This window comes from Streptomyces sp. SID11385, assembly GCF_010548245.1.
Lineage (GTDB): Bacteria > Actinomycetota > Actinomycetes > Streptomycetales > Streptomycetaceae > Streptomyces.
This window is the reverse complement of record NZ_JAAGLR010000468.1, coordinates 1-16422: the sequence shown is the minus strand read 5'-3', so window position 1 is coordinate 16422 and position 16422 is coordinate 1. Positions and strand designations below refer to the sequence as shown.

The following is a 16422-nucleotide window of genomic DNA, read 5'->3' as shown; positions in this document are numbered from 1 at the left end:
CACCCCGCCGCTCTGCGGTACGGCGCGCAGCGTGCCCGTACCGCCGCCGTCGGGCGACTCGTGGGCGACGCCCGCGGTGGCGCCGGAGCTCGCCGAGCCGGCCGGGTCCTCACCGACGTTCATGCAGCCGGTCCCGGCGAGGGTCGCGGCGAGCACGGCGGCGAGCCGCAGGGGGACGGGGAAGTGGCGCACGGAAGGACCTCCGGTGGCGCGGGACGGCGGGTACGCCGTGCCCAACTCCCCCGGGGCCGCACAGGACACGGCGGGCGCGCGTCCCGCACAATGGCGGCGTGCTGGAGATGAGCGAGGACCGCTTCGAGGAACTGGTCGCCGAGGCGCTCGACACGATCCCGCCCGAGCTGACCCGGGTGATGGACAACGTCGCCGTCTTCGTCGAGGACGAGCCGCCCGCCGACGACCCCGAGCTCCTGGGCCTGTACGAGGGGACGCCGCTGACCGAGCGCGGCGAGTGGTACGCGGGCGTGCTCCCCGACCGGATCTCCGTCTACCGGGGGCCGACGCTGCGGTACTGCGCGACGGAGGACGAGGTCGTGGCGGAGGTCGCGGTGACGGTGGTGCACGAGGTGGCGCACCACTTCGGGATCGATGATGAGCGGTTGCACGAGCTGGGGTGGGGGTGAGGGGGGCGGGTCGGGTGGGGGGCTCGGGTGCGGGCGTGGGTCGGGTGCGGGGGGCTTCGGTGCGGGCGGCTCGGGTGTGGCGCGGGCGGAGGGGGGGCACACCCCCGCCCTCCCAGGGGGGCGACCCCAATAACAAGTCTTCCGCATCCGCAACCACCCCCCTGACCAATCCGGCGAATCTGTGGATAACTCGCTCCAAACCCCTTACCCACACACTCGTCCCGCTGAATTCGCCGCCCCGAGACTGACGGTGGTCCACTTATCGGGCCGGGGTGAGTGAGTACTCACCCACTCGCGCGCGCCCCTTCCCGCCGCCGCTCGTACGTATCCGGAGCCCCTCCCCTGGGCAGAGCACCCCCATGGCGCCCGACCGGATACCGCCCGCCCGTACCTCCACGACACCCCGCGCCCGTATCCCCCGCGCCCGCGTCCCCCGCGCCCGCGTCCCCCGCAGCGGCACCGGCGCCCGGCGTCTCCCCGCGCTCCCCGGTCCCACCGACTCCGCCCGCCGCTGGCTCCACGCCCTCGCCCTCGCCGTCGTCACCCTCGTCGGCGCCTGGCTCGGCCTCCTCGTCGTCGGCACCGTCAAGGTCCCCGTCGGCCCCGTGGACACCCGCATGGCGCTCACGCCCTCCACGACCGGCGGCACCCGCGTCGACGTCTCGCCGCTCGGCGCGCTCTCGCTCGACAGCCACCGCGCCCCCGTCCGCCTCGACGTCGACGTCGACCGGCTCGACCCCGTCCGCGCCCAGGCGCTCGTCGCGCACCCGGAACGGCTCGGCGGGCTCCAGGACGAGGTCGCCCGGGACGTGCGGCACGGCGCCGTCGAACTGGGCGTGCGGTCCTGCGTCGCCGTCGTCACCGGGGCCGCCGCGCTCGGCCTCGTCGTCTACCGCCGGCCACGCCCCGCGCTCCTCGCGAGCGGCCTCGCGCTCGCGCTGCTCGCCGCGTCCGGCGGCACCGCGTGGGCGACGTGGAACCCGAAATCGGTCCTGGAGCCGCGCTTCTCGGGGCTGTTGAGCAGCGCCCCGGCCGTCGTGGGGGACGCGCGCAGCATCGTCACGGAGTTCGACGTGTACTCGCAGGAGCTGGCCCGGCTCGTCACCAACGTCACGAAGCTGTACGACGTGACGTCGACGCTGCCCGCGTACCAGCCCGACCCGTCCACCGTCCGCGTCCTGCACGTCTCGGACATCCACCTCAACCCGGCGGCCTGGCCCATCGTGGCCTCGCTCGTGAAGCAGTACGACATCGACGTGATCATCGACTCGGGCGACACGATGGACCACGGCAGCGCCGCCGAGAACGCCTTCCTCGACCCGGTCGCCGACCTCGGCGCCCCCTACGTGTGGGTGCGCGGCAACCACGACTCGGCGACGACGCAGCGGTACCTCGGCGACCGGAAACGCTTCGCGAACGTCCGCGTGCTCGACGAGGGGCGCGTGGTGACGGTCGCGGGGCTGCGCATCGCGGGTACGGGCGACCCGCAGTACACGCCCGACCGCACGGCGGAGCGCGGCGGCAAGGCGGCCGAGAAGGCGGCCGGCATCCGGCTCGCGTACGAGATCCGCCAGCGGCACGAGCCCGTGGACATCGCCGTCGCGCACGACCCGAACGCGGCGCGCGAGACGGACGGCGCGGTCCCGCTCGCGCTCGCCGGACACCTGCACCACCGGGAGCAGGAGATCCTGCCGGGCGGCACGCGGCTGCGCGTCGAGGGCTCGACGGGCGGCAGCGGGCTGCGTGCGGTGGAGGGCGAGCACCCGGACCCGGTCCAGACCTCGGTCCTGTACCTCGACAAGGACACCCACCGGGTCCAGGCCTGGGACGAGATCACCCTCGGCGGCCTCGGCCTCAGCAGCGCCGAGGTCAGCCGCCACATAGCGAAGGAGAACCAGCCGGGCGCGAACCCGAGCCCGGCGGACAGCGGCCCCGCGACCCCGGCGGACAGCGGCCCCGCGACCCCGGCGGACAGCGGCCCGGCGACCCCCTGATCCCGTCCCTGGTCAGGCCCTCGCTCCGGCCCCCGTCCGCCCCCGGTTCCCTCCCGCCGGGAAACCGTTTTGGCGAACCCTCCCCCCATCCCATATGCTTCTCACGTCCCCGACGCGCTGCGAAGCGCCCAGGCGGGCCAATTAGCCCTCATCGTCTAGTGGCCCAGGACGCCGCCCTTTCAAGGCGGTAGCACGGGTTCGAATCCCGTTGGGGGCACGTTTCACCGTACGGAAACGTACGCGAGGTCCTGTGGAGCAGTTTGGAGTGCTCGCCACCCTGTCAAGGTGGAGGCCGCGGGTTCAAATCCCGTCAGGACCGCTTGCAACCGCGAGGTTGCGTGGCTGGGTAGCTCAGTTGGTACGAGCGATCGCCTGAAAAGCGATAGGTCGCCGGTTCGATCCCGGCCCCAGCCACCGCCGCACGAGCCCCCCGTTCCCGGACGGGGGGCTCGCTGGCGTGTACGGCCGCCCGCCAGGCGGACCGGGGCCGGGGAAAATCCCCTCGCCGCGTCGGTGCCACTGGTGCGATCCTGGAGTACGTATGTCCACTTCGCCTGCCCCCGCCCCCACCAGCGCGGACCTCGCGCCCCGACTCGCACTCCTCGGCCCGCGCGACGCCCAGCGGCTCGGCCGCAGGCTCGAAGGCACCCGCCGGGTGCGCAAGCCGGAGGCCAGGAGCGCCGTACTCGCCGAGATCGAGACGGAGATCACGAAGGCCGAGGAGCGCCTCGCCGAGCGCGCCGCGCACGTCCCCGAGGTCAGCTACCCGCCGCAGCTCCCGGTCAGCGCGAAGAAGGACGACATCGCGGACGCGATCCGCGAGAACCAGGTCGTGATCGTCGCGGGCGAGACCGGCTCGGGCAAGACGACGCAGATCCCGAAGATCTGCCTGGAGCTGGGCCGCGGCGTGCGCGGCATGATCGGCCACACGCAGCCCCGCCGGCTCGCCGCCCGTACCGTCGCCGAGCGCGTCGCGAGCGAGCTGGACACGCCGCTGGGCGAGGCGGTCGGCTGGAAGGTGCGGTTCACCGACCAGGTCAGCCGGGGGACGTACGTCAAGCTGATGACGGACGGCATCCTGCTCGCCGAGATCCAGACAGACCGCGAGCTGCGCGCCTACGACACGATCATCATCGACGAGGCGCACGAGCGCAGCCTCAACATCGACTTCCTCCTCGGCTACCTCGCCCAGCTCCTGCCCCGCCGCCCCGACCTGAAGGTGATCATCACCTCGGCGACGATCGACCCGGAGCGCTTCTCGCGGCACTTCGGCGACGCCCCGATCGTCGAGGTCTCGGGCCGTACGTACCCGGTCGAGGTGCGGTACCGGCCGTTGCTCGCCGAGGACAGCGAGGAGCCGGACCGCGACCAGACCACGGCGATCATCGACGCGGTCGAGGAGCTGCGGCGCGAGCCGAGCGGCGACATCCTCGTGTTCCTCTCCGGGGAGCGGGAGATCAGGGACACGGCGGACGCGCTGGAGAAGAAGAAGTTCCCGTTCACCGAGGTCCTGCCGCTGTACGCGCGGCTCTCGCACGCGGAGCAGAACCGTGTCTTCAAGCGGGCCCCCGGGGACAGCGCGCGCCGCATCGTCCTCGCGACGAACGTCGCCGAGACGAGCCTCACGGTGCCCGGCATCAAGTACGTGATCGACCCGGGCACGGCGCGCATCTCGCGCTACAGCGCCCGTACGAAGGTGCAGCGGCTGCCGATCGAGGCGATCTCGCAGGCGAGCGCGAACCAGCGCAAGGGCCGCTGCGGGCGCACCTCGGACGGCATCTGCGTACGGCTGTACTCGGAGGAGGACTTCGAGGCGCGCCCCGAGTTCACGGACGCGGAGATCCTGCGGACGAACCTGGCGTCCGTCATCCTCCAGATGACCTCCGCCGGTCTCGGCGAGATCGAGAAGTTCCCCTTCATCGACCCGCCGGACCACCGCAACATCCGCGACGGCGTGCAGCTCCTCCAGGAGCTGGGCGCGCTCGCCCCGGAGCAGAAGGACCAGCGCAAGCGGCTCACGCAGACGGGCCGCAGGCTCGCGCAGCTCCCCGTGGACCCCCGGCTCGCGCGGATGGTCCTGGAGGCGGACCGCAACGGCTGCGTGCGCGAGGTCATGGTGGTCGCCGCGGCCCTCTCGCTCCAGGACCCGCGCGAGCGGCCGAGCGAGAAGCAGGCGCAGGCCGACCAGTTCCACGCGCGCTTCAAGGACGAGTCGAGCGACTTCCTCGCCTTCCTCAACCTGTGGACGTACATCCGCGAGCAGCAGCGGGCGCTCTCCTCCTCCGCCTTCCGCCGGATGTGCCGGAACGAGTTCCTGAACTACCTGCGGATCAGGGAGTGGCAGGACATCTACGCGCAGGTCCGCTCGGTGGCGCAGCAGCTCGGCCTGAACATCAACACGGACGACTCGCCGCCCGAGCAGGTGCACGTCTCACTGCTCGCGGGGCTGCTCTCGCACATCGGCATGAAGGACGTGAAGGAGTCCGCGGCGAAGGACCCGGCGCAGAAGGAGAAGCGCCGGGGCGGCGGCAACGAGTATCTCGGCGCGCGCGGCGCGAAGTTCGCGGTCTTCCCCGGCTCGGCGCTCTTCAAGAAGCCGCCGCGGTACGTGATGAGCGCCGAGCTGGTCGAGACCTCGCGGCTGTGGGCGCGCGTCAACGCGCGGATCGAGCCGGAGTGGGCCGAGCGGCTCGGCGCGCACCTCGTGAAACGCACGTACAGCGAACCGCACTGGGAGAAGGACCAGGCGGCCGTGATGGCGTACGAGAAGGTCACGCTGTACGGGGTGACGCTCGCGGCGCAGCGCAAGGTGAACTACGGGCGCATCGACGCGGAGGTCTCGCGCGAGCTGTTCATCCGCAACGCGCTGGTGGAGGGCGACTGGCGCACCCACCACAAGTTCTTCGCGGACAACCGGCGGCTGCTCACCGAGGTCGAGGAGCTGGAGCACCGGGCGCGCAGGCGCGGCATCGTCGTGGACGACGAGGCGCTGTACGACTTCTACGACGAGCGGGTGCCCGCGCATGTCGTCTCGGGCGCGCACTTCGACTCGTGGTGGAAGCGCAAGAAGCAGGAGGAGCCCGAACTCCTCGACTTCGAGCGGTCCATGCTGCTCACGGAGGCGGCCCAGGGCATCACGAAGGACGACTACCCGGACCGCTGGCGGCAGGGGCCGCTCGACTTCCGGGTGACGTACCAGTTCGAGCCGGGCGCGGACGCCGACGGCGTCACGGTGCACGTGCCGCTCCAGGTGCTCAACCAGGTCACGGCGGAGGGCTTCGACTGGCAGATCCCGGGGCTGCGCGAGGACCTGGTCACGGAGCTGATCCGCTCGCTGCCGAAGCCGATCCGCCGCAACTACGTGCCGGCGCCGAACTTCGCGCAGCGCTTCCTCGCCCAGGCGAGCCCGCTGAGCGCGCCGCTGACGACGGCGCTCGCGAAGGGCCTCCAGCAGATGGTCGGAGTGCCGCTGACGGCGGAGGACTTCGACGTCGCGAAGGTGCCGGACCACCTCAAGATCACGTTCCGGATCGTCGACGAGCGGCGCCGGAACCTCGCCGAGGACAAGGATCTCGACGCGCTGCGCGACCGCCTGCGGCCCAAGGCGCGCCAGGCGCTCTCGCGGGCGGCGGCGGCGAGCGCGGAGCGGACGGGCCAGGCGTCCGTCGAGCGGAAGGGGCTCACGGACTGGGGGGACCTCGGGACGCTGAGCAAGGTCTTCGAGACGCGGCGCGGCGGGCAGCCGGTGAAGGCGTACCCGGCGCTCGTGGACGAGGGCGACACGGTCGGTGTGCGGCTCTTCGACAGCGAGGAGGAGCAGCGGGCGGCGATGTGGCGCGGGACGCGGCGGCTCATCCTGCGCAACATCCCGGTGAATCCGGCGAAGTTCGCGCAGGACAAGCTGACCAACCCGCAGAAGCTCGCGCTCTCGGCGAACCCGCACGGCTCGATGCAGGCGCTCTTCGCGGACTGCGCGACGGCCGCGGCGGACCGGCTCATCGAGCGCGCGGGCGGCCCGGCGTGGGACGAGGCGGGGTACCGGAAGCTGTACGAGTTCGTACGGGCCGGGATCGTGGACACGACCGTCAACGCGGTGGCCGCCGTGCAGCAGGTCGTGGCGGCCTGGCAGGCGTGCGAAAGACGGCTGAAAAGCACCCGTTCCCCCGCGCTGCTCGCGAACCTGGCGGATGTGCGCGAACAGCTCGACGGGCTCGTGCACCCGGGCTTCGTGACGGAGACGGGCCTGCTGCGCCTCTCCGATCTGCTGCGGTACCTGCGGGCCGTGGACCGGCGCCTGCAGCAGATGCCGGCGAACGCGCAGCGGGACACGACGCGGATGGAGAAGGTCCGCGAGATGCGGGACGAGTACCTGTGGCTCCTGGAGCAGTTCCCGAAGGGGCGGCCGGTGCCGCAAGCGGCGCGGGACATCCGGTGGATGGTCGAGGAGCTGCGGGTCAGCTACTTCGCGCACGCGCTGGGGACGGCGTACCCCGTCTCCGACAAGCGGATCGTGAAGGCGATCGACGCGGCGGCGCCGTGAGCGGGTGCTCACGGACAGCGAGTTCGACCAGGGCCCCGGGGCTGCTGTAGAGTCCTTCTCGCAGCCCAGCGCGGTGAACCACCGCGAAGGCGCCACTTCTGGTCCTGTGGAGCAGTTTGGAGTGCTCGCCACCCTGTCAAGGTGGAGGCCGCGGGTTCAAATCCCGTCAGGACCGCAGTAGATACGCGAAAGGCCCGTCACCCCGGTGGCGGGCCTTTCGCGTGCGCCCAGCCGGAGGCGGGGAGTTGACCGCTCATCGCCCTCCCGATGGTTGAGCACTCCCTGCCCACCCGGCAGTTGACCGCTCCTTGCTCTCGACTGACCACGTCTTGCCCTGACCCGTCGCCTTACGCGCGAGTAATCCGTAAGCGAGCCCTGGCGGCCCCTGGGTGCCCCTCAGAGCGCCTGGGAGCCACACGGGCACGAAAGTCCCTCCAACGAGTGATATCGCGCCGCGAGAAGGCCCCACAGCGGGTGCGAGCTGATAGGTGTTCTCCCACGCCCCCGAACAGGCGGACACCGGGCCGAAGGAGGACCACACCCCACTAACGCACAGTGCGCGGACGCCACAAGGAGTTCGCTGTGTGACGGGTGTCACGGAATTTCTTTGCGGACAGGTCGGACTTAACCCGTACCTACATGGGGTCAATTTAATATGTGCAATTGCACCGTCATGCAGAGCGGGGAATACTCCCCCGGCATGACCGCACACTTTGCCACGCCACCGCCCGCGGACCACCGGCCCCGGAGCACGATCCGCACAGTTCCGCACACCGGGGCGGCGGGCGCGGCGGCGGCGCGGGGGCAAGCGCAGCCACGGGCGCGGGGGCAGGCGCGGCGACGGGCGCGCGGGCAACAAAAAACCGCGCTGGACCCGGCGGAGTCCAGCGCGGCCAATGACGTACCCAAGACTTGCGGCAGGGACGCCTGTTGGGGCAGGCGGCCGACGTCGAATATGAAGCTGTGAAGCGGGGCGGGACGGGTTTGGGGACCCGAAACGCCCGGTAGAGCCCGTTTCGCCGCGCGATCAGGACTCGCTGCGCTGCTGGGGGATACCCGCCAGCAGAGCGCGAACCTCGGCCTCGCGGTAACGGCGGTGCCCGCCGAGCGTGCGGATCGACGTGAGCTTGCCGGCCTTCGCCCAGCGCGTGACCGTCTTGGGGTCGACGCGGAACATCGTGGCGACCTCAGCCGGGGTCAGCAGGGCCTCGGCATCAGGGGTGCGAGCGGTCATGAGCGGCCTCCTCGGGAGAACCGAACCTTCTCGGTTCATTCCTCTAAATTCTGCACCTTGACCCACGTTGCCCGAAATGGGCGGACGAAGGTCGAGTCGGTTATAGGACGAACGGCTTGTCCTCGGCACTACAACTACACCATCCGTCCAGCCGCGTCGGCCAAACCGATGGAATTGCCCTCTCAGACGGCCATCAGCGACGGAAGCCGATGGACCGTGCCATAGCGGACAGTTACTCCGCCGTAACGATCAGTCACAGCAAGATCGCCGACCACCACACCCCCCACGAAGTTACTTTCCCGGACGAGGCACGACAAACCGCCCACAAGTGAACGGAAGGAGCCCGCGCAGGGCTCCTTGTCCTATTTTGGCACGAGGAGGGGGGAAGGCCGCAAGGGGCCCCCTACGTGCGATCCGTCACGGATCACACCGCTTGCCCCGATCTGGCGCCGCGCCGGACGCGTCCGTCAACTCCCCTGCACGGGGATGGACTCGGAAGGGTTCACGGCGCACGCCGGAGTGAGGGGTACGCAGCGGGGGCGCGACCGCGCCCGCAACCGTCGGCCCCGGCCCGCTCTCAGTTCGCGAACTGCCGCTCGCGCACCGCGCGCCACCGCTCCACGAGCCGCCCGTACGCCTCGCCCGCCGCCTCCGGCTCGTCGTCCCGCAGCCCCGCGAGCGCCGCCGCCATGTCGGCGGCCGAGTGGTCCTCGTCCAGGCCCTCCGCCGTGAGCGCGTGGACGAGCCCGCCGTAGTCGAGTTCGACGAGGGAGCGTGGGTGGAAGTCCTCCAGCCAGCTGCCCACGTCGATGAGCCCGTCGACGAGCGCGCCCTCCTCGACCGTGTCCCGCAGCGCCTTGAGCCCGCGCGCGACCCGGCGGCGGGCCTCGACCATGGGGGTGCGGTAGCGGAGCCGGGGCAGTTCGGGGCGCCACTCGCGCTCGGTGTCGGCGACGAGCGCGAACCAGCTCAGCGGGACCTGCCAGCGGCCCGTGCGAATCCAGGGCCGCGCGTCCGGATTCCGGGTGAGCCACCGATCAAAATCAGCCATCGCCTGCTTGCGGACGACCTCGGGCAGCGCGGCGTCGAGGACGGGTGCCGGCAGCTCCTCCGCCAGGGTGCCCAGGGCCTGCCAGCCGCGCAGGCGGGTCCGCCACGGGCACACGCACACGACCCCGTCCACCTCGGCGACGAAGGCGTCCCCGCTCTCGTGGACCGGCACCGGGATCGGCGGGGTGGGCAGCAGGTCGGCGAGCGAGCGGCGCAACTCGTCCTGACAGGAGGGGAGTTCGGCGCTCCGCGCGTACCGCTCCCAGTAGTCGCGCTCGGCCCCGGGGAAAGCGGCGAGCGGCTCGTAGACACGGAGGTAGGCGGCGTACGGGACGCTCAGCGAGGACACCTTGGGCACGCTTCCTCCCTCCCCGGTCCCGCGCGGGGAAAACCCGCGCGACCGCACCGTCCCGCCCATCGTGCCACGCGCGCCGCTCACCCTCCCGGGTGATCCCCGCCACGTCCCGCCCGGGGCGTCCGCCTACGTCCTACGCTCATGCCGGACCGTCCCCACCACCCTCGCGGGGCGGGACGTTCGCCGCCGCACACGCGCGGCGGCGCAAGCGACTTCACGATCGAGGAGTCACCACAGTGACCGATACGGACAACGGCGTTCTGCACGGCCTCTTCCACCCCGAGACCACCTCGGGCGACGCCGGCGGGCACGAGCAGGTCGTGCTCTGGCAGGACCGCGCGAGCGGTCTCAAGGCGATCATCGCCGTCCACTCCACCGCGCTCGGGCCCGCGCTCGGCGGCACCCGGTTCCACGCCTACGCGAGCGAGGCCGACGCGCTCGCCGACGCGCTGCGGCTCTCGCGCGGCATGTCGTACAAGAACGCCATGGCGGGGCTGCGGCAGGGCGGCGGCAAGGCCGTCATCATCGGCGACCCGGCGCGCGACAAGACCGAGGACCTCCTCCTCGCCTACGGCCGCGCCGTCGCCTCGCTCGGCGGCCGCTACGTGACGGCCTGCGACGTCGGTACGTACGTCGCCGACATGGACGTCGTCGCGCGGACCAACCCGTGGACGACGGGCCGCTCCCCGGAGAACGGCGGCGCGGGCGACTCCTCGGTGCTCACCGCCTACGGCGTCTTCCAGGGGATGCGCGCGGGTGCGGCCGAGCTGTGGGGCACGCCCACGCTGGCCGGGCGGAGGGTCGGGATCGCCGGGATCGGCAAGGTCGGCCGCCATCTCGTGGACCACCTCGTCGAGGACGGCGCGGAGGTCGTCGTGACGGACGTGCGCGAGGCGGCGGTGCGGGACGTGGCCGCGCGGCACGCCGGGCGGGTCCGCGTCGTCGCGGACACCGGGACGCTGATCCGTACGGAGGGGCTCGACGTCTACGCGCCGTGCGCGCTCGGCGGCGCGCTGAACGACGAGAGCGTCCCCGTCCTGACCGCCCGCCTCGTCTGCGGGGCCGCGAACAACCAGCTCGCGCACCCCGGCGTCGAGAAGGACCTCGCGGACCGGGGCATCCTGTACGCGCCCGACTACGTGGTGAACGCGGGGGGCGTCATCCAGGTGGCGGCGGAGCAGGGCGGGGGCTTCGACTTCGAGCAGTGCAAGGCGAAGACAGCGAACATCTTCGAAACGGTGTCCGAAGTGTTCGCGGCGGCGAAGGCGGGGGGCGTGCCGCCGGCGGTGGCGGCCGACCGGCTGGCGGAGGAGCGGATGACGAAGGGGGCGGTGGTGGTTCCGGCGCCCGCGTCCGCGGGGTGACCTCGCGGGGCTCCGCCCCGGACCCCGCTCCGCCACCCGTCGGGAGACAGAACTCACCCCGTACGGCGGGTCGCCCGTCCAGATAAGGCTAAAATCGGCGTTGACCAGCGACGACGGTCACCCGTACCGCCCCCTCGACGGCCCCGCCGTCACGGGCGGCGTACCGGATGCCCGTCGGAGCAGGTACCGTGGAAGCACTACGGGCACGGCCTCTCATCACGGAGTGCCGTCCCTGATACATGAACGCGTGTCAAGACTCTGGGGCCGTCGAGCCCCGTCACCGAGGGGGTCGAGCCATGGGGCGCGGCCGGGCCAAGGCCAAGCAGACGAAGGTCGCCCGCCAGCTGAAGTACAACAGCGGCGGGACTGACCTCTCGCGTCTGGCCAACGAGCTGGGCGCTTCGACGTCGAGTCAGCCTCCGAACGGCAAGCCGTTCGAGGACGACGAGGAAGACGACCCGTACGCGCAGTACGCGGATCGTTACGACGCCGACGACGACGAGGGTGAAGCGGACGGGCAGTCTCCGTCCTCCTCCCGCCACCACGACGCTTGACCTCGCGGTCTCGCGGTACCCGGTCCGGGCTACGACCCGGACCGGGTTTACTGCTGTCCCCGAGCGGTAGCGGCGACGCCTCGTAGCCGGCGGTCACGGCACGGTCGTCCCGTACGTCGTGGTGGTGGATCACCACCGAGAACAACACCGTGGGCGCGGCGGCGCGCGACGGCACCCGGGTCACCGGGTGTGCCGTCGTGCGACCGTCGCGCCCGCGTGTCACTTCGCGTACTCCCCGACGAGAGCCGCGCCCTCGGCGTGCTCGCCGCGGGCCACGACCTCACCGGCGACCCAGGCGTCCACGCCCCGGTCGGCGAGGGTCGCGAGCGCGGGTTCGACGGCCTCGGCGGGCACGGCCGCGATCATGCCGACGCCCATGTTGAGGGTCTTCTCCAGCTCCTCGCGGGCCACGTCACCCGTCCGGCCGACGAGGTCGAAGACGGGTGCGGGCGCCCAGGTGGTGCGGTCGAGTCGCGCGTGCAGGTGGTCCGGGATGACGCGGGCGAGGTTCGCAGCGAGCCCGCCGCCCGTGATGTGCGAGAAGGCGTGGACCTCACTCGTACGGAGCAGGGCGAGGCAGTCGAGCGAGTAGATCTTCGTCGGCTCCAGGAGCTCTTCGCCGAGCGTGCGGCCGAAGTCCTCGAAGCGGCGGTCGAGCGAGAGACCGCCCCGGTCGAGGAGGACGTGCCGGACGAGCGAGTAGCCGTTGGAGTGCAGGCCCGAGGAGGCCATCGCGATGAGGACGTCGCCCTCGCGGACCCGGTCCGCGCCGAGGACGCGGTCGGCCTCGACCGCTCCCGTACCGGCACCGGCGACGTCGAAGTCGTCCGCGCCGAGCAGCCCCGGGTGCTCGGCGGTCTCGCCGCCGACGAGGGCGCAGCCCGCGAGGACGCAGCCCTCGGCGATGCCCTTGACGATCGCGGCGACGCGCTCGGGGTGCACCTTGCCGACGCAGATGTAGTCGGTCATGAAGAGCGGCTCGGCCCCGCAGACGACGATGTCGTCCATGACCATCGCGACGAGGTCGTGGCCGATGGTGTCGTAGACGCCGAGCTGCCGGGCGAGGTCGACCTTGGTGCCGACGCCGTCGGTCGCCGAGGCGAGCAGCGGGCGCTCGAAGCGCTTGAGCGCGGAGGCGTCGAAGAGCCCGGCGAAGCCGCCGAGACCGCCGACGACCTCGGGGCGGGTGGCCTTGGCGACCCACTTCTTCATGAGTTCGACGGCGAGGTCACCGGCCTCGATGTCGACACCCGCCGACTTGTACGAGGCGCCGGTGGGCTGGGCGGGGGTGGGAGACATGTGTGTTCAGGTCTTTCGTCTGCGGGGCGGCGGCGGTTCTCCGCGCGGGGCTGTGGTCACGGGTCACGCGTACGCGCGGCGCGGGGCCGCCGGGGTACGGGCGGGTGCGGGCGTACGGGGGTGGGTGGGCCCGCGCCTTCGGTGCCGGGGGCCGGGCCTCAGCCCGTACCCCGGCACCTCGCCCGGCTCAGGGCCGGCGCAGGGCCTCGGTCGCGGCGGGCTCGGCGACCCCGGCGGCGAGTTCGGTCTCCAGGAGCTGCTTGCCGAGCAGTTCGGGGTCGGGCAGCTCCATCGGGTACTCGCCGTCGAAGCAGGCGCGGCAGAGCCGGTCCTTCGGGATCGTCGTCGCCTCGATCATCGCGTCCGTCGAGATGTACGAGAGCGAGTCGGCGCCGAGCGAGGCGCCGATCTCGTCGGGGGTCATCCCGTTGGCGATCAGCTCGGCGCGGGTCGCGAAGTCGATGCCGAAGAAGCACGGCCACTTCACGGGCGGCGAGGAGATCCGGACGTGCACCTCGGCGGCGCCCGCCTCGCGGAGCATCCGCACGAGGGCGCGCTGCGTGTTGCCGCGCACGATCGAGTCGTCCACGACGACGAGGCGCTTGCCCCGGATGACTTCCTTGAGCGGGTTGAGCTTGAGGCGGATGCCGAGCTGGCGGATGGTCTGCGAGGGCTGGATGAAGGTGCGGCCCACGTAGGCGTTCTTCACCAGGCCGTTGCCGAAGGGGATGCCGCTCTCCTCGGCGTAGCCGATCGCGGCGGGCGTACCGGACTCCGGCGTCGCTATCACCAGGTCGGCCTCGACGGGCGCCTCCCGGGCGAGGCGGCGGCCCATCTCGACGCGGCTGAGGTAGACGTTGCGCCCGGCGATGTCGGTGTCGGGGCGCGCCAGGTAGACGTACTCGAAGACGCAGCCCTTGGGCTTGGCCTCGGCGAAGCGGCTCGTGCGCAGGCCGTTCTCGTCGATCGCGACCATCTCGCCCGGCTCGATCTCGCGGACGTAGCTCGCGCCGCAGATGTCGAGCGCGGCGGACTCGCTCGCGACGACCCAGCCGCGCTCCAGGCGGCCGAGGACGAGCGGGCGGATGCCCTGCGGGTCACGGGCCGCGTAGAGCGTGGTCTCGTCCATGAAGACGAGCGAGAAGGCGCCCTTGACGTGCGGGAGGACGCGCGGGGCGGCCTGTTCCACGGTGAGCGGGGTGCCGTCCTCGGCCGTCTGCCCGGCAAGGAGCGCGGTGACGAGGTCGGTGTCGTTGGTCGCGGCGACCTGGGTCGCGCGGCCGTTCTCCTTGGGGAGCGCGGCGACCAGCCCGGCGAGCTGCGCGGTGTTCACGAGGTTGCCGTTGTGGCCCAGGGCGATCGAGCCGTGCGCGGTCGCGCGGAAGGTGGGCTGCGCGTTCTCCCACACGGAGGCACCGGTGGTCGAGTAGCGCGCGTGCCCCACGGCGATGTGGCCCTGGAGCGAGCTGAGGGAGGTCTCGTCGAAGACCTGGGAGACGAGGCCCATGTCCTTGAAGACGAGGATCTGGGAGCCGTTGCTGACCGCGATACCCGCGGATTCCTGGCCCCGGTGTTGGAGGGCGTACAGCCCGAAGTAGGTGAGCTTGGCGACCTCTTCGCCCGGAGCCCAGACACCGAAGACGCCGCAGGCGTCCTGGGGGCCCTTCTCGCCCGGGAGGAGATCGTGATTAAGGAGTCCGTCACCACGTACTGGCACGCCTTCGAGTGTAGGGGAGGTCGTGCACTGGTCCGAATTGGGGACGGGGCCACTCCGCCCGGTGCGGGTGGTTCGACCTGCGAAGACGGCGCTCCACGGGGGCGGTGGCGGGCCGTGGGCGGGGGCCCGCGGGCCGGTGATCCCGCAGGTGGGAGGGGGTCTACGCGCGGGGGTACGGGGGTGGGGGTGCCCGGTGGGGGGCGGGGGGCGGCGGGGAGTGCGCGGGTGTGCGCTGTCTCACGTCGCCCCCCGCGCCCTCAGCCGCGCGCGAGCAGTTCCCGCACCGCCTTCGCCACCTCGTCCGGCGCCTCCTCCGCCATGAAGTGGCCCGCGTCCGTCGTGCGGTGGACGAGGCCGGGGGCCCAGGCCCGCCACACGGCGTCGGCGTCGTAGCCGAGGGCCGCGCCCCAGTCCTGCTGGAGGACGGTGACGGGCATCGTGAGGCGGTTGCGCGCCGCGCGGTCGGCGCGGTCGTGCTCGACATCGATGCCGGCGGACGCGCGGTAGTCCGCGACGATCGAGGGCACGGCGGCGCGGCTCGCGTCGAGGTACGCGGCGCGGACGTCGGCCGGGAAGGGGCTCTTCGCCCAGGCGTCGAGGAAGTACCCGAAGAAGGCGTCGGCGCTTGCGGCGATCATGGTCTCGGGCAGGCCCGGGGGCTGCGCCATGAGGTAGAGGTGGAAGCCGACGGCCGCGCTCGTGCCGCGCATCGCCTCCCAGGAGTCGAGGATCGGCAGGACGTCGAGGCAGAGCAGGTGGCTCACGGCCTCCGGGTGGTCGAGACCGGCGCGGTAGGCGACGAGGGCGCCCCGGTCGTGGCCCGCGAGGGCGAAGCGCTCGTGGCCGAGGGCCTTCGCGAGGTGGACGACGTCCCGCGCCATGGTCCGCTTGGCGTACGTCTCGGGGCCCGCTTCGGCGGGCTTGTCGCTCGCGCCGTAGCCGCGCAGGTCGGGGACGATCACGGTGTGGTCGGCGGCGAGGTCAGCGGCGACGTCGCGCCACATGAGGTGGGTCTGCGGGAAGCCGTGCAGGAGCACGACGGGGCTGCCGGAGCCGCCGATCGCCGCGTGCAGGCGGACGCCTTCGGCGACGGGGACGGAGTGGGCGACGAAGCCGGGGATGGTGGGCGGGGCGGGGACGGGCGGGACTGCGGGCACGGGGGCCTCCGGGGCTCGGTGTCGGTCGGTGGTGTCAGCCTCGGGGGTGTCGATGAGCGCTGGATGAGCGGGGACGAGCAGGTCGGAGGTGGTCCTGGTGGTGGACTTCGCGGTGCTGGGCCCCCTCGCGGCGTACGACGCGGGAGGGACGGCGGTACGGCTCGGGGGCCCGCGCCAGCGGGCGGTGCTCGCGCGGCTCCTCGTCGCGCGCCGCCAGGTCGTACCGCTGCCGCGCCTCGTCGCCGACCTGTGGGACGGGGAGCCCTCGCCGGGCGATCCGGAGGGGGCCGTACGGACCTTCGTGGCGGCGCTGCGGCGCGTGCTCGAACCGGGCCGGCGGCCGAGGACGGCGGCGAAGGTGCTGGTCACGGAGGGTCCGGGGTACGCGCTGCGGGCCGGGGACGAGGGCGTGGACGCGTGGCGCTTCGAGCGGGCCGCGCGGGCCGACGAGGACGCGCCCGCTCTCGTGGAGACGCTGGAGGGGGCGCTCGCGCTGTGGCGGGGCCCGGCGTACGCG

At 72.3% G+C, this 16422-nt stretch carries 11 protein-coding genes, 4 tRNA genes and 1 pseudogene; 10 read left to right on the top strand and 6 right to left on the bottom strand.

All coding sequences use genetic code 11. The features are described from left to right. Nucleotides 1-192, bottom strand: a pseudogene (locus G3I42_RS14490) (hypothetical protein); the annotation flags it as partial. 98 nt (nucleotides 193-290) lie between these two features. Between G3I42_RS14490 and G3I42_RS14485 the strand changes: the two are divergent. From G3I42_RS14485 to G3I42_RS14455, 7 genes are all read left to right on the top strand, one after another. Next, nucleotides 291-641 carry a metallopeptidase family protein gene (locus G3I42_RS14485; RefSeq protein WP_164286034.1) on the top strand — a complete coding sequence of 117 codons (351 nt, stop codon included), beginning with the start codon at nucleotides 291-293 and terminating at the stop codon, nucleotides 639-641. Between the two features lie 359 nt (nucleotides 642-1000). Further along, a complete protein-coding gene (locus G3I42_RS14480) occupies nucleotides 1001-2635 on the top strand; it encodes a metallophosphoesterase (RefSeq protein WP_164286032.1) in 1635 nt (544 codons plus the stop codon). A gap of 144 nt (nucleotides 2636-2779) precedes the next feature. Continuing rightward, nucleotides 2780-2852: transfer RNA gene (locus G3I42_RS14475), tRNA-Glu, on the top strand. Nucleotides 2853-2879: 27 nt separating this feature from the next. After that, nucleotides 2880-2954 (top strand) — tRNA-Asp (locus G3I42_RS14470). Between the two features lie 21 nt (nucleotides 2955-2975). Further along, nucleotides 2976-3049: transfer RNA gene (locus G3I42_RS14465), tRNA-Phe, on the top strand. 127 nt (nucleotides 3050-3176) lie between these two features. Further along, entirely contained in the window at nucleotides 3177-7175 is a 3999-nt protein-coding gene (gene hrpA / locus G3I42_RS14460) for an ATP-dependent RNA helicase HrpA (RefSeq protein WP_164286030.1), read from the top strand. 100 nt (nucleotides 7176-7275) lie between these two features. After that, nucleotides 7276-7350: transfer RNA gene (locus G3I42_RS14455), tRNA-Asp, on the top strand. Nucleotides 7351-8202: 852 nt separating this feature from the next. Here G3I42_RS14455 and bldC read toward each other — a convergent pair. Both bldC and G3I42_RS14445 read right to left on the bottom strand, forming a co-directional pair. Beyond that, entirely contained in the window at nucleotides 8203-8409 is a 207-nt protein-coding gene (gene bldC, locus G3I42_RS14450) for a developmental transcriptional regulator BldC (protein ID WP_007824215.1), read from the bottom strand. Nucleotides 8410-8986: 577 nt separating this feature from the next. Continuing rightward, entirely contained in the window at nucleotides 8987-9817 is an 831-nt protein-coding gene (locus G3I42_RS14445) for a hypothetical protein (protein WP_164286028.1), read from the bottom strand. 233 nt (nucleotides 9818-10050) lie between these two features. Here G3I42_RS14445 and G3I42_RS14440 point away from each other — a divergent pair, with 233 nt between their 5' ends. Together G3I42_RS14440 and G3I42_RS14435 are read left to right on the top strand one after the other, a co-directional pair. Continuing rightward, entirely contained in the window at nucleotides 10051-11178 is a 1128-nt protein-coding gene (locus tag G3I42_RS14440; RefSeq protein ID WP_164286026.1) for a Glu/Leu/Phe/Val dehydrogenase dimerization domain-containing protein, read from the top strand. A 296-nt stretch (nucleotides 11179-11474) separates the two neighbouring features. Next, nucleotides 11475-11732: a DUF3073 domain-containing protein gene (locus G3I42_RS14435; protein WP_164286024.1), complete on the top strand. Its 258-nt coding sequence runs from the start codon at nucleotides 11475-11477 to the stop codon at nucleotides 11730-11732. A 219-nt stretch (nucleotides 11733-11951) separates the two neighbouring features. On the opposite strand, the gene purM is transcribed toward G3I42_RS14435, so the two are convergent. The 3 genes from purM to G3I42_RS14420 form a co-directional block, all read right to left on the bottom strand. Further along, entirely contained in the window at nucleotides 11952-13031 is a 1080-nt protein-coding gene (gene purM / locus G3I42_RS14430) for a phosphoribosylformylglycinamidine cyclo-ligase (RefSeq protein WP_164286022.1), read from the bottom strand. A 187-nt stretch (nucleotides 13032-13218) separates the two neighbouring features. After that, a complete protein-coding gene (purF, locus tag G3I42_RS14425) occupies nucleotides 13219-14748 on the bottom strand; it encodes an amidophosphoribosyltransferase (protein ID WP_164286020.1) in 1530 nt (509 codons plus the stop codon). Nucleotides 14749-15005: 257 nt separating this feature from the next. Continuing rightward, nucleotides 15006-15869, bottom strand: coding sequence for an alpha/beta hydrolase (locus G3I42_RS14420; RefSeq protein ID WP_164286036.1), 864 nt, complete (start codon nucleotides 15867-15869; stop codon nucleotides 15006-15008). A 130-nt stretch (nucleotides 15870-15999) separates the two neighbouring features. Here G3I42_RS14420 and G3I42_RS14415 point away from each other — a divergent pair. Then, the coding region (locus G3I42_RS14415; protein ID WP_203606807.1) for a winged helix-turn-helix domain-containing protein at nucleotides 16000-16422 on the top strand (423 nt) is incomplete at its 3' end.

Bases quoted from the DNA above. Each gene is read 5' to 3' on its own strand.
- purM (WP_164286022.1), bottom strand. From the start codon at position 13,031: ATGTCTCCCACCCCCGCCCAGCCCACCGGCGCCTCGTACAAGTCGGCG.
- hrpA (WP_164286030.1), top strand. From the start codon at position 3,177: ATGTCCACTTCGCCTGCCCCCGCCCCCACCAGCGCGGACCTCGCGCCC.
- bldC (WP_007824215.1), bottom strand. From the start codon at position 8,409: ATGACCGCTCGCACCCCTGATGCCGAGGCCCTGCTGACCCCGGCTGAG.
- G3I42_RS14435 (WP_164286024.1), top strand. From the start codon at position 11,475: ATGGGGCGCGGCCGGGCCAAGGCCAAGCAGACGAAGGTCGCCCGCCAG.
- G3I42_RS14480 (WP_164286032.1), top strand. From the start codon at position 1,001: ATGGCGCCCGACCGGATACCGCCCGCCCGTACCTCCACGACACCCCGC.